Below are 12,666 nucleotides of genomic sequence, written 5' to 3' on the forward strand. Positions count from 1 at the left end.
AAGATTATTTTTTTACCGACACGCGCCAGATGGTATTAGCGGCATCATCAGCTACCAGCAGGGAACCATCTTTCATCATGGCCATACCTACGGGGCGGCCATGTACTTCGCTTTTAGGCTCGTTGGCGATAAAGCCGGTCAGGAAATCTTCCGCTTTACCGGCAGGCTTCCCGTTTTGGAAAGGAATGTAAATGATTTTGTAGCCCGACAGGTAGGTACGGTTCCAGGAGCCGTGCTGGCTAATGAAAGCGCCATTCCTGTATTTTTCAGGGAAGACAGTACCTTTATAAAAAAGCAGGCCCAATGAGGCAGAGTGGGCCATCAGCGCTACATCTGGCGTAATGGATTTTTTCACCAGCTCAGGTTCCTTGCCTTTGAAAGAGGGGTCTTCATGCTGACCAAAATAAGCATAAGGCCAGCCATAAAAGCCGCCTTCCTGTACACTGGTAAAATAGTCGGGCACGAGGTCATCGCCCAACTGATCCCGTTCATTGACTACCGTCCACAAAGTATGGGTGCCCGGTGCCCAGTCCATACCCACAGGGTTGCGGAGCCCGTTGGCATATATCTTCAGGTTGCTGCCATCAGGATTCATGATCAGTATATTGGCCCTGTTTTTTTCTACTTCCATTCCCTGTTCGGCATCGTTGGTACCGGATCCCACAGACACCAGCAACTTGCTGCCATCTTCATTGGGAATGATATTCCGGGTCCAGTGATTGTTGTAACCACCTGCGGGCAAGGTCACTATTTTCTTCCCGTCGGCCTCCATGGTGGTCATGCCGGTTTGATAGGGATACTGCACAATACCGTCGGTGTTGGCCACATAAAAGATATTATTCAATATCAGCATGCCCATAGGCTGGTTCAGCTTTTTCAGGAAGGTATGCCGTTCATCGGGAAGCCCATCATTATTAGTATCCCGGAACATGGTAATCCTGTTGGCCGTGATACTATTATTTTCCGAGTTCGCTTTACCACTCCATTTGTTGATCACCTCCTGGGTAAACCGCTTGATCGCATGCGCTTCTGATACAAACACATCGCCATTGGGCGCTACGTATATCCACCGTGGGTTTTGCAGGCCGTCTGCAAATTTGGTCACTTCAAAGCCTGGAGGAGCAATAGGTTTGCTGCCATCTTTCCAGCCAATTACATCGCTGAAGTTGGTGACAGACTTGGTAGCTCCCGGCAGTGGAAGCGAATCCGGTGGTGTGTTGTTGGCCGCAGCCAGGGAGTCGGGCGCTGCATGCGCCGGAGGACGTGAACCATGACAGCTGCATAACGACAATAATAGGGCAGCCGCAGCTGCAGACAAGTACTTTTTCTCCATCGCTATAGGGGTTGAAGGGCAAAAGTTACATCATTTTACGTTAACTGGTTGATTTTTCATCTGCTACCATCCGTCGCGGCGCCGCAGAGCTGGGAGCAGGTGAGGAGCCTCGGGTTTAAGTACTGGCTGCCGACACAATAAAGAAAGCGGTTACAACTAAAACGGGTATCTCCATCATCGGAGATACCCGTTTCCTTTTATCTTACATCTTCACTAGTTTATATCGCTGCGAATGGTTCACCATAATAAAGTAGATGCCGGGTCTCCAGTTTCTCACGTCCAGGCGGTTGCTCATCGTGTTTTGTTGCAGGTAGATCAATGCGCCGCTGCTATTGTAAACAGCTACGCTGAATATCGTTTCTATGATACCCTGTAGCAGCACATGATCTGCAGCGGGGTTAGGAAATAGCCAGCCCGGTTTAGGAGGCGTAGGCGGTGGGGTAGGCGTAGTAGCAATGGATTTATAGGCACAGAGCGAATCCGGTATAGCGGCAGCTACCACACGGCTGAACAGGATACTTTGTCCCAGCGAATTAAAATGCACATCATCGCCGCTGTTGTACAGCGGGGCAATGAATCCTGTGCTGGTGGCCAGGCCTGTATAGAAGTCGATCGCGTGGGCGCCGAAGTATTTGATGATCGTGTCTTTCATTTGTCGCAGGCGGGCAGCGGCATCATACCCCAGGTTACCCCTGGGTTGTGTAGTGCTTACCCACAGGGGAATGTTAGCTTGTGCTGCGGCTTGCTTCAATACCAGGAAGTTGGCCAGCTGTTTATCCAGCGGAAACCATTTCGCCTCATCGTTGGTAGGCATATTAATGATGATGGCATCAGGGTGCAGCGATATGGCTTTGGTAATGTTATGCGCGGTATCCACGCTAAGGGGGATGCCCAGCGTAGTATAAGGTGGTGTGCCATTGGGCATGATATGCTGGGTTGTATACCCGCCAATAGCCAGGTTGATTACGGTGTCGGCGGTATTGTGACTGGCTTTGAGATAGCGGGCATAGCGGAACGGCCAGGCGCTGTCGCGGCTGGGCAGCCCATTGCCCCAGGCAGTGGAAGAGCCCAGCACAACGATTTTGAGCGGGCTATTGCAATTTTGTGCATAGCTGATGCAGGTACCAAGACAAAAGAATGCCAGTAGTAAACACTTTTTCATGGTGGCGGGTATTGATAAAAATGCCAGGAATAGTGCTGCAGAGGGTATTCGGAAACAGGAAGCCGGATTAGCTACTGCCTCAAAGTAATAGCATTGTACTGCACATATATCGCAGTGAATCGGTTTTCGGGTCATTACCGCTAACTTTCTTTCTCTCAATAAAAGCCGGAAAAAAAAGAACCAAATATTTATCTTTATAACTTCTTCAACAATTATGAACATGAACAGAAAACGTATTATCGCAGGTCTGATATGTTGTATGGGCCTGGGGCTGGCACATCCATCCGGTGTGATGGCACAGGTGTCAGCTATTAAAACGGAAACCGTGACCGGCGGTTCCCTGATTGGCCGCTGGGATATCAAAGTGAATGAAAATGGAACAGACAAACCATCCTGGCTGGAAGTAGAGCTCTCCGGCTTCAAAACCCTGGTAGGTCGCTTTGTGAGCACAGGCGGTAGTGCCCGGCCTATTTCAAAGGTCAACTTCGATAACGGTAAATTCAGCTTTGCCATCCCTCCGCAATGGGAACACGAAGATCGTGATCTGACACTTGAAGGAACCGTTACTGCTGACGGTATCAGCGGTACCATTCATACCAGCAGCGGGCAGTCTTTTCCTTTTACAGGTGTAAAAGCACCCGACCTGAAAAGAGCCACACCGCCAGTATGGGGCCAACCCGTTAAATTATTTAATGGGAAAGATCTGACCGGCTGGAAAGCACTGGGCGAAAACCAGTGGATCGTTAAAAACGGTGTGTTGAGCAGCCCTCACTCCGGTGCTAACCTGATTTCCGAAAAGACTTTCACCGACTTCAAATTACACCTGGAATTCCGCTACCAGAAAGGTAGTAACAGTGGCGTATACCTGAGAGGCCGCTACGAAACACAGATCATCGATAATCCTAAAACCGATCATCCCAACAGTCACCTGTTCGGAGGCGTATATGGATTCCTGGTGCCCAGTGAAAATGCGGCGATCGGACCTGATCAGTGGCAAACATATGATATCACCCTCGTAGGTCGCATGGTGACGATCGTAGCCAACGGCAAAACCATTATCAGCAACCAGGAAATTCCCGGTATCACCGGCGGTGCACTGGATAGCAATGAAGCGGAGCCAGGACCGATCTATTTCCAGGGCGACCATGGTCCTATTGAATTCAGGAACATCGTGATTACTCCGGCGAAATAATATTTCCGCACGCAAAGGAATATAAGAAGCAAAGACGCAAAGAAAGTTTTGTTGTTGACGATAGCATATCAGCTGTCCCTAACAAACAAATTCCTTTGCGTCTTTGCTTCTTATATTCCTTTGCGTGATAACAGCAATAAATGGGAACCAGTATCAACAAACGCAGCAACATTAAGGAGAGCAATATCGGAATAGCTACTATACTCGCTTTCGCCATGATACCCGTGTCGGGTTTTGCCACCGACATTTACCTGCCCTCCCTGCCGGGCATGACCAGTGCGCTGGGCATCACCAACAGCCAGGCACAGTTGACCCTCAGCCTTTTCCTGATTAGTTATGGCGTGTCGCAGTTGTTTGTAGGTGGCCTGCTCGACAGCTACGGCCGGTATAAGATATCGATGGTATCGATGTTTATCTGTTGTATTTCCTGCGTAATAGTAGCCAACACACATAGCATTTATGTGATCTATGCTATGCGCATAGTACATGGCATCACCATGGCCGCTATGGTAGTAAGTAAGCGGGCATTTTTTGTTGATTTATATTCGGGAGAGAAATTAAAACATTATCTCAGCTATTTTACGATCATATGGTCTACAGGGCCTATCATTGCACCTTTCATCGGAGGCTACCTGGAGGTAACTTTTGGTTGGGAATCCAATTTTTATTTCCTGGGTGGATTTGCGGGTTTGTTGTTTATCCTGGAGCTGATCTTTGGCGGCGAAACCATTAAACACACTACACCTTTCCATCCCCGCGCTATTTTTTCTATTTACTATACCATGGCGCGCACCAGCAGTTTTACCTTAGGCATCGGCATGCTCGGACTGGCCTATTCCATGGTGATGGTTTACAACATGTCGGGCCCTTTTATCATTGAACATTACTTTAACTTATCGCCGGTGATCACCGGTTATTGCTCGCTGTTCCTCGGCCTGGCCTGGATGGCAGGAGGCTTCCTGGGTAAGGGTTTGATCAATAAGCCCTTTGTGAAAAAAATGAATATCAACGTAGCCTTGCAGTTTCTCGCCGCATCGCTGCTGCTGCTCACATTCATACTTTTCGGTGGTTTATGGACGATCCTCGTATTCGCTTTCCTCGTGCATGTGGGCGCGGGATTTACCTATAACAACTACTTCACCTATTGTTTGCAGAAATTCCCCCGGAATGCAGGGATTGCCGGCGGCTTAACAGGCGGGGTATGTTATGTGATTGTATCCATTCTCAGTTATAGCCTCATTTATTTACTGCCTGCAAAAGATGGACATAATTTATCGTACAGTTACCTGCTATTAATTATTATCAGTGGTATGGTGATGTATAGGGTAAGGATGCTGGATAAGTAGGAGCGGAGTGTGTGACTGCATCATCGCAGCAACCCACAATGACTATCCCACTGTTAACAGCTCCCGTTAACAAACGATAACAGTAGATAACAATCCACCCGTTACTCTGGCATAGTTTTATCATACTTTATAGTGAGCAAGAACATTAAACCGTCTGCAGGCGCTTAATAGCTACTTATTTCCAGTGTTTATCAAATCTTGTAATCATGAAAACGTTAAAGTATTTTATATTCGCCATCCTTCTCGTATCTGGTTTGAGCAGTTGTTTGGTAGTGCGTGACAGGCCCGGATATTATTACCCTCATCGTCATTATCATCACTATTACCACGGATATTACAGATAACAGCATCATACAGGGAATCAACGACCGGATAGAAGCCTTCTGCCATATTTGGCCGGGGCTTTTTTTATTGGGCAGGCATAAAAAAGCCTGTATCGCAACGATACAGGCCATATCTTTTTACAAGGTGTAACTATTCTTTTTTGATGTACGTCTTATTACCATTCTTATTGATATAGTATTGTCCGCCGCGGCGTCCCTGGTAAATGGTTCTGCCTTTAGCGTCGGTGCCGATGGCGGGGTCGGAACCATTGGCTGGCGCGGAAGGAGCAACAACCGGTTTTTTAGCGGCAGTTACTGCAGGTGCAGCAGGAACCGGCCGGGAAGGAGCGGTAACGGCAGGAGCAGGTGTGGCAGGCGTAGCTGGTACAGCTGGTGCCGCAACTACTTCCTTGCTCTTTTTGGTCCTTGTTTTCTTAGGAGTTTCCGGCGTGGCAACGGTAGCCGGTACCGCAGGTGTAGCCGGGGTGGCGGCAGTGGTTAATTCTTTCGTCTTTTTCGTTCTTGTTTTCCTGGCTGTTTCGGTAGCAGTGGTACCAGCAGCATCGGTAGCCGCTACTGCTTTTTCTGCTTTAGCCCTGCTTTTTTTAGCCTTGGTAGTGGCCTGGTCCTGGGTAGCCGTTACCTGGTCGTCCGCTTGTTTCTTTTTCTTTTTGGCAGCCTTGGTGGCTTTTTCGGTGGTTTGCTGTGCGGTAGTAGTGCTTTGCGCATAGCTGTGCATAGTGCCTATCGAAAGGGCACCTGCCAGCATCAGCATGACGAGTCTTTTCATAGCAAGTAGATTAATTGGGTGTTACTGGAAATCAAAAAAGGAATCTTGACAAATTGAAAGGGTTACAGTCGGTAACCGGACAGACGTATCGCTGCAATTTAGGGTATTTTTAAATACAGCCGTGCGGTTTCAATGGTAGAGGTAGCTATATGGACAAATTTTCAAGCTAATAACTGTTCCGGCAAATCAGCGCATTATCGATATTTTACAAATCTCTAAAACCCAAATGGAATGAAAAAAATGTTACTATTGGCAGGGCTGCTGGTAGGGATGAAATACACTTATGCCCAGGTAGTTCGCCTGAACGTGGGCATCACCTCATCAAGCCTCAAATTGCAACATCTTAACCTGGACGGTAAGCACCTGGTAGCCCCCAGCATTATGGCAGGTGTTGAATACCTGCATAAAAAATGGTTTTATCTATCCAGCGAGATTGGCTACACTGCCATTGGAGATCGCTACGATCTCATTGGGGGAAGCGATAATAGACTGGTTTACTGGGACTTTGCGCAGTTGAATACCACCTTCCGCGCCCGGCATGTATCGTCGTCGGGACGAACAGAATTCTTCGCAGGAGCGGGCGCATATGTCAATATCCTGCTGAATGATAACGGGCATACCATGTACAAAAATGCAGACTATGATACCAGGACATTTAACACTGGTATCAAAACAGAAGCTGGTATTGTGCGTGACATAAACCGCTTTAGAGTAGGGCTCACCGGAACGTACCTGCTACCGCTTTCTTCACTGGCTACCACCCCTTATGCCAGGATGGACTACCGTGCCTGGAGTATTTCACTGGGGCTGGGCTATAAGCTCCACTAACCGCGGGCCAGTAACTTAATATCCTTTACTTCCAGTATAGGCCTGGAGTATCCCTTAACTGCCGCCAGGATCATCGCCAGGCCTACTTCCTGCATAGTGCTTACCTGGTTGGGAAATAACCGGCGCAATAACGGATACAGGTGCCCGATCATCCGGTAATAACGTTTTATATTCTTTTGCCCGGGCGTCGGCTGCATAAAGCCGGGCCGTATATGATATATTTCTTTGAACGGAAGTTTCGTCAGCGCATTTTCTGTTTTCCCTTTTACCCGCGCCCACATAATTCGGCCTTGCTCAGAACTGTCGGTATGACTGCCAGATACATATTCAAAAATCATATTCGGCTGAATGGCCGCCAAACGCCGTGCAAAATGAAGGGTTACGTCATAGGTAATAAAGGTATAGGCTACTTCGTTCATACCATTAGAGCTGATACCAGCACAATAAAAACAGGCATCATATCCGGTTAATTGGGTAACATGATCTTCCAGCTGCATAAAATCAGGAACCAGGCATTCCTGTAATTTGGGATGCTGCAAGCCATAGGTTTTGCGACTCACCAGCAGTATTTGTGTAATGTCCGGATGGGATAAACATTCCAACAGCACTCCTTCTCCAACCATGCCGGTAGCACCGGTAATGATCACTTTCATAATGATGATATATTTAAGGAATACGGGTTATTATTGCTGCGCTTGATGTAAGATTAATGAATATATTTGATATGGAAACATGCTTTATTGTTATTGAAAAAATTTCATACTCATGAAAAGGACCGAATGGTTTAAAAGAAGTTTTCCCATCATGGACGATAACGGGGTGTTACCCGACATCATAGAACGGCTGAGAGGCACACCTGTAAGACTGGAAGCCATGTTGAGCCCACTTGATATCGTGGTATTGACAGCCAAAACGGAAGGGAAATGGAGTATAAAAGAGCAAGCCGGCCACCTGGCAGATATGGAACCACTCTGGCTCGGCCGCCTCGATGACCTGGCCCATGGAATACCTGAACTCCGCGAAGCGGATCTCACCAATCAAAAAACACATACGGCTAACCATAATGGGACTAACCTGGGCGAACTGCTGCAGCTGTTCAGCGTACAACGGCAACAACTGGTGAATCGCCTGCTCACACTGCAAGAGGATCAACTCTTGCACGTGGCCTTGCATCCCCGTCTGAAAACGCCTATGCGGATCATCGACCTGGCTTACTTTGTAGCAGAACACGATGATCACCATCTGACCAGTATCCGGGAAATCATGAAATAGCAGTATTATCCTTTTATAAAAACAATGCCCGGGAAGTTCTTCTCCCGGGCATTGTTTATTTCTTTTTGATGCTATTAATTCAATTGCGCTAATATCTCCCCCAGCTTTTGATAATCGGCAGCACTAAGCGGTTGCAACGGACTACGAAGATAGCCGCTTTCTATCCCCTGTATTTTTAGTCCCGCCTGTATCGCTACCGGCAACCCTTTGGCAACGATGAACTGCAACAGTTCCAGCTGCTGATAAAAAACATCCCTGGCAGTGGTCATGTCCTGCCGGGAGAAGGCCTCAAATAACCGGTTGTTCAAACCCGGAATGAGATTGTACGCAGCCGTACACCAGCCACGGGCGCCGGCAGTAAACGCCGCCAGTGCCAATGGGTTGGAACCATTGTAAAATGCAACGGCTTCACCTAGTTCCTTACGCAGGGTAAACATGCGTTGTATATCTCCGGTACTTTCCTTCACCATGGTAATGTTAGGAATCTGGAGCAAACGTTTCAGCAATGCCGGCGACATATCAATACCTCCGGTAGCGGGGTTATTATAGGCCATAATGGGCAGCGAAATGCTGTTGGCGATCTTTTCATAATGACGGAAAATTTCGTTTTCCGTCAGTTTCCAGTAACTCATAGGCAGTATCATCACTGCATCGGCGCCCGCTTTTTCTGCAAACCTGGCATGGCGGATAGCGCCTGCAGTCGTGAGATGCGAAACTCCCACGAGTACGGGTATACGTTTGGCTACCTGTTGAATGGCGGCAGTAGTAACAGCTTCCTTTTCTTCTTCCGTGAGATAGGGTAGTACGCCGGTGCTACCCAATGGAGCAATCCCGTGAGCGCCCGATTGTACCAGGCGCTCGGTGAGGGATTTAAACAAGGGGATATCTACGTTTTCCTGCGCATCAAATGGCGTGATAGGATACGCAATGATACCTTTGAATAAATTGGTTTGTACCATGTATTTAATTTTTTTCGTGAGAGATTAGAGATCCCGGCCTTCTTCTTCTCTTAAGGCTACGCCCAGGTTTTGCAATTGCGGGGCATTTTCGCAGGCAATGTAGCGGGCGGGCTCACTGTCGCTGAGGTTCTGATGCCGGTGCCAGGCCCAGCTGGGAATATATACAGCATCTCCCGCCTGCCATGCTACTTTTTCATCTTCTACTTCCGTATATCCCTTTCCTTCCAGCACATACAATACCGTTTCATAAGTATGCCGGTGCCGGTTGGTGAGCTGGCCAGGTAAGAGCCCGCCGATGGTCATGCTTACATTTTTCGTTGGCAGGTCTACAAAGAATACCGGGTGCTTACGTTCGGTAGAAAACGAGTCGTGTGCCCCGGCCTGTTCTACATTTTTGTGAATCAACTTTCCTGGTTTTACATAAGCAGGACGAGCATAAGTGCGATGAAAATCCCCGGAGGTAAAGGCGGCTGTTTGCTTTTCCATGTGTCAGTGTTTTTTATTTGTGATAAAATGTGATGACTTTTGATGTTTGCTGACACAAAATTTGTCTTTTTCTGGATCATCAAGATCGTCCAGTTTTTACTTAAATAGATGGTCCAGGGAAAATGCGTCGGATATACGCTTAACAGGAAGGTCATGGGAAATGGACCGCTGATAGGGCTTGCCTGCCGATATGATTTTCTTTTTTATCAATATTTTTTTCTCCTATCAGCATTTTTAGGAAGATGGATGCCAGCTTTATCTTTATATTTCGGGTAAGCACATCGGTGTAAGTCAACCACAACGTTATGATGGCCACATTTTTTATGCATTTATCAGCTTAATAATATCCAGCAAAATCCACCGTATCACGAGTTAATTTTTATCGCAGGAACATATGAAACGATTACTCTTCTTTTGTTGTGTGCTGTTCTCCGCCCATGTGGGGAAAGCACAAACCGTCTGGCACGTAGCTACTAATGGAAATGACAGCCATAGCGGCAGTGCATCCCAACCTTTGAAAACACCCGGTAAAGCAGTGGAATTAGCCATCAGACGAAAGAACGAGCAGGCCGTCATCCTTCTGCATGGAGGTACTTACTACCTGGAAAAGGAAATCAACCTGCAGGCCGCCAACATGGCCTGCAAAAGCCTCGAAATACGCCCGTACGATAACGAGCCGGTGTTTATCAGCGCCGGGCAAAAGTTGTCGCTTACCTGGACGCCCTACAAAGACGGTATTTACAAAGCAAGTGTACCCGCAGGCGTTACCTTTGAACGCCTGTATGTAAACGGGCAACTGCAGGTGCTGGCCCGCTATCCTAACTACGATTCTACCGCTAAAGTGTTTCATGGCACCGCCGCCGATGCCCTGGAAAAAGCAGCCCAATGGAAACATCCGGAAAACAGCTACGTACATGCGTTACATGCATACGACTGGGGAGGCTTCCACTACCGCGTTACCGGCGTTAAAAACAATGAGCTGGCGCTGGAAGGCGGTTGGCAAAACAACCGCCCCAACGGCCTGCATAAAGAGTTCCGCTTCGTGGAAAATAACCTGGAAGCCCTCGACGCTCCCGGCGAATGGTTTCTCGACCAGCAGCAACACCTGTTGTATTACTATCCAACAGCAGCTATACAACTGTCGGCCGCCCGCATAGAGGTATCCCGGCTAAAGAAAAGTATCGTATTAAACGGCAGCGCCGCTAAACCCGTAAAGAACGTAACCCTGCGTGGGCTACAATTTGTACATAACGAGCGTACTTTCATGGATACGAAAGAACCGCTGCTGCGCAGCGACTGGACCATCTACCGTGGCGCCGCCGTATTGCTCGATGGAACGGAAAACTGCCGCATCGCCGACTGCCGCTTCACTACATTGGGAGGCAACGCCATCATGCTGAGCAACTATAACCGCCATGATACGATCAGCGGTTGTGAAATAGCGTATGTGGGCGCCAGCGCCATCGCCTTTGTGGGTGATGCGAAAGCAGTACGGTCCCCTAATTTCCGTTATGAAGACTTTATGCCGTATGCACAACTGGATAAAACACCTGGCCCGGCCAGCAATAACTATCCACAGGAATGCGGGGCCGATAATAACCTGGTACATCATGTAGGAGAGATAGAAAAACAAGCTACGGGGGTAGAAATAGAAATTTCGTCCCGTATTGCCATAACGCACAATAGCATCTATAATACGCCCCGCGCAGGTATTAACATCGGCGACGGCTGTTTCGGTGGTCACCTGCTGGCGTACAATGATGTGTTTAATACCGTACTGGAAACCGGCGACCATGGCGCCTTTAACTCCTGGGGGCGCGATCGCTTCTGGGCCGCCAACCGCGGGTATATGGACAGCCTCGTAGCCGTACACCCGGAGCTGATATTCCTGGATGTACAGGAACCGGTGACCATCCGCAATAATCGTTTCCGCTGTGATCATGGTTGGGATATCGACCTGGACGACGGTTCTTCCAACTACCAGATCTATAACAACGTTTGCCTCAACGGGGGCCTTAAACTCCGGGAAGGTTTTGGCCGCATCGTGAAAAACAATATTATGATCAACAACGCTTTCCACCCGCATGTATGGTTTAAAAACAGCGGTGACGTGTTTGAACACAATATTGTTACCCGTAAATATTTCCCCATCGAAATCAATTACTGGGGCAAAAGTATTGACTACAACCTGTTCCCGGACGATGCGGCGTTGCAGGAGGCCCGCAGCAACGGTACCGATGCGCATAGCGTGGTCGGCGATCCGCAGTTCGTTAATCCGCAGGAGGGCGACTATACCGTAGCAGCTACTTCGCCGGCGCTGAGGATTGGCTTCAACAATATCCCGATGGATAGCTTTGGTGTAATGCAGCCCCGGTTGCGCAACCTGGCTGCGAAACCTGTTATCCCGGTGTTTATGAGCAGTAGTCCGGATGCAGCGGTGGTGCCGGTTGATTTCCTGGGCGGGAAAATCAAATCTATTTCCGGCCTGGGAGAACGCTCCGCCTATGGCCTGGCCGATGAGTCGGGGGTAGTGATTATAGCCGCCAACGCGGGTAGCCTGCTGGCCGCCTCAGGGCTGAAAGCGAAAGATGTAATTATCTCCTCCGACGGGCATCCCATAAAAACTGCCAAAGACCTGCTGGAACTGGCTCAGGGGGCTTCCTGGAAAAGCAGTATCCCTGTAGTGATTATGCGTAATCAACAACAGCAAGCGATTACGCTGAAGCTGAGATAGAGCGGAAAGCTGAAAGCAAAAAGCACAAAGCTATTGAAGCGAATGATCAAAGCGGTAAAATATCCCCAAAGATCATTAGCTTCAATAGCTTTGTGCTTTTTGCTTTCAGCTTTCTGTATCGTCCTGAAATAAGTTGACACTTAAAATGTCAACTTATGAAGAATACAGGAGTTTCGGGCAAAAGTAAAAGGACCCGACTTGATTACAGCTTGGCGTTTAAGCTTCAGGTTATCGATGAAGT

Annotated in this window: 11 protein-coding genes; 5 read left to right on the forward strand and 6 right to left on the reverse strand. The window is 48.3% G+C overall.

What is annotated here, in order from left to right:
* Window positions 1-4 precede the first annotated feature (4 nt).
* Both HGH91_RS28440 and HGH91_RS28445 read right to left on the reverse strand, forming a co-directional pair.
* Window positions 5-1,333 (reverse strand): PQQ-dependent sugar dehydrogenase, encoded by a 1,329-nt coding sequence (locus HGH91_RS28440; RefSeq protein ID WP_168742646.1) that lies wholly within the window; start codon window positions 1,331-1,333, stop codon window positions 5-7.
* Between the two features lie 202 nt (window positions 1,334-1,535).
* Window positions 1,536-2,495 carry an SGNH/GDSL hydrolase family protein gene (locus HGH91_RS28445; protein WP_168742647.1) on the reverse strand — a complete coding sequence of 320 codons (960 nt, stop codon included), beginning with the start codon at window positions 2,493-2,495 and terminating at the stop codon, window positions 1,536-1,538.
* Between the two features lie 220 nt (window positions 2,496-2,715).
* On the opposite strand from HGH91_RS28445, the gene HGH91_RS28450 reads away from it, so the two are divergent.
* Together HGH91_RS28450 and HGH91_RS28455 are read left to right on the forward strand one after the other, a co-directional pair.
* Window positions 2,716-3,687: a DUF1080 domain-containing protein gene (locus HGH91_RS28450; protein WP_168742648.1), complete on the forward strand. Its 972-nt coding sequence runs from the start codon at window positions 2,716-2,718 to the stop codon at window positions 3,685-3,687.
* Window positions 3,688-3,827: 140 nt separating this feature from the next.
* A complete protein-coding gene (locus tag HGH91_RS28455) occupies window positions 3,828-5,033 on the forward strand; it encodes an MFS transporter (protein ID WP_168742649.1) in 1,206 nt (401 codons plus the stop codon).
* Between the two features lie 474 nt (window positions 5,034-5,507).
* Here the strand turns inward: HGH91_RS28455 and HGH91_RS28460 are convergent, their stop codons facing one another.
* Window positions 5,508-6,146, reverse strand: a complete 639-nt coding sequence (locus HGH91_RS28460) for a hypothetical protein (RefSeq protein ID WP_168742650.1) — start codon at window positions 6,144-6,146, stop codon at window positions 5,508-5,510.
* 231 nt (window positions 6,147-6,377) lie between these two features.
* On the opposite strand from HGH91_RS28460, the gene HGH91_RS28465 reads away from it, so the two are divergent.
* Window positions 6,378-6,974, forward strand: a complete 597-nt coding sequence (locus HGH91_RS28465; protein ID WP_168742651.1) for a hypothetical protein — start codon at window positions 6,378-6,380, stop codon at window positions 6,972-6,974.
* On the opposite strand, the gene HGH91_RS28470 is transcribed toward HGH91_RS28465, so the two are convergent.
* On the reverse strand, window positions 6,971-7,627 hold the full coding sequence (locus HGH91_RS28470; protein ID WP_211092461.1) for an NAD-dependent epimerase/dehydratase family protein: 657 nt from the start codon (window positions 7,625-7,627) through the stop codon (window positions 6,971-6,973). The genes HGH91_RS28465 and HGH91_RS28470 overlap by 4 nt on opposite strands.
* Window positions 7,628-7,739: 112 nt before the next feature.
* On the opposite strand from HGH91_RS28470, the gene HGH91_RS28475 reads away from it, so the two are divergent.
* On the forward strand, window positions 7,740-8,246 hold the full coding sequence (locus HGH91_RS28475) for a DinB family protein (RefSeq protein ID WP_168742652.1): 507 nt from the start codon (window positions 7,740-7,742) through the stop codon (window positions 8,244-8,246).
* A 74-nt stretch (window positions 8,247-8,320) separates the two neighbouring features.
* On the opposite strand, the gene HGH91_RS28480 is transcribed toward HGH91_RS28475, so the two are convergent.
* Together HGH91_RS28480 and HGH91_RS28485 are read right to left on the reverse strand one after the other, a co-directional pair.
* Window positions 8,321-9,205: a dihydrodipicolinate synthase family protein gene (locus HGH91_RS28480; RefSeq protein ID WP_168742653.1), complete on the reverse strand. Its 885-nt coding sequence runs from the start codon at window positions 9,203-9,205 to the stop codon at window positions 8,321-8,323.
* Window positions 9,206-9,229: 24 nt separating this feature from the next.
* Complete coding sequence (locus HGH91_RS28485; RefSeq protein WP_168742654.1) at window positions 9,230-9,691, reverse strand: cupin domain-containing protein; 462 nt, start codon at window positions 9,689-9,691, stop codon at window positions 9,230-9,232.
* A gap of 394 nt (window positions 9,692-10,085) precedes the next feature.
* On the opposite strand from HGH91_RS28485, the gene HGH91_RS28490 reads away from it, so the two are divergent.
* Entirely contained in the window at window positions 10,086-12,425 is a 2,340-nt protein-coding gene (locus HGH91_RS28490) for a PDZ domain-containing protein (protein WP_168742655.1), read from the forward strand.
* Window positions 12,426-12,666 lie beyond the last annotated feature (241 nt).

It is taken from the genome of Chitinophaga eiseniae, assembly GCF_012641265.1.
GTDB classification, from domain to species: Bacteria; Bacteroidota; Bacteroidia; order Chitinophagales; family Chitinophagaceae; genus Chitinophaga; species Chitinophaga eiseniae_A.

Excerpts from the sequence above, each read along its gene's own strand:
- HGH91_RS28490 (WP_168742655.1), top strand. The coding sequence starts at position 10,086 with ATGAAACGATTACTCTTCTTTTGTTGTGTGCTGTTCTCCGCCCATGTG.
- HGH91_RS28465 (WP_168742651.1), top strand. The coding sequence starts at position 6,378 with ATGAAAAAAATGTTACTATTGGCAGGGCTGCTGGTAGGGATGAAATAC.
- HGH91_RS28445 (WP_168742647.1), bottom strand. The coding sequence starts at position 2,495 with ATGAAAAAGTGTTTACTACTGGCATTCTTTTGTCTTGGTACCTGCATC.
- HGH91_RS28480 (WP_168742653.1), bottom strand. The coding sequence starts at position 9,205 with ATGGTACAAACCAATTTATTCAAAGGTATCATTGCGTATCCTATCACG.
- HGH91_RS28475 (WP_168742652.1), top strand. The coding sequence starts at position 7,740 with ATGAAAAGGACCGAATGGTTTAAAAGAAGTTTTCCCATCATGGACGAT.
- HGH91_RS28485 (WP_168742654.1), bottom strand. The coding sequence starts at position 9,691 with ATGGAAAAGCAAACAGCCGCCTTTACCTCCGGGGATTTTCATCGCACT.
- HGH91_RS28440 (WP_168742646.1), bottom strand. The coding sequence starts at position 1,333 with ATGGAGAAAAAGTACTTGTCTGCAGCTGCGGCTGCCCTATTATTGTCG.
- HGH91_RS28455 (WP_168742649.1), top strand. The coding sequence starts at position 3,828 with ATGGGAACCAGTATCAACAAACGCAGCAACATTAAGGAGAGCAATATC.
- HGH91_RS28470 (WP_211092461.1), bottom strand. The coding sequence starts at position 7,627 with ATGAAAGTGATCATTACCGGTGCTACCGGCATGGTTGGAGAAGGAGTG.
- HGH91_RS28460 (WP_168742650.1), bottom strand. The coding sequence starts at position 6,146 with ATGAAAAGACTCGTCATGCTGATGCTGGCAGGTGCCCTTTCGATAGGC.
- HGH91_RS28450 (WP_168742648.1), top strand. The coding sequence starts at position 2,716 with ATGAACAGAAAACGTATTATCGCAGGTCTGATATGTTGTATGGGCCTG.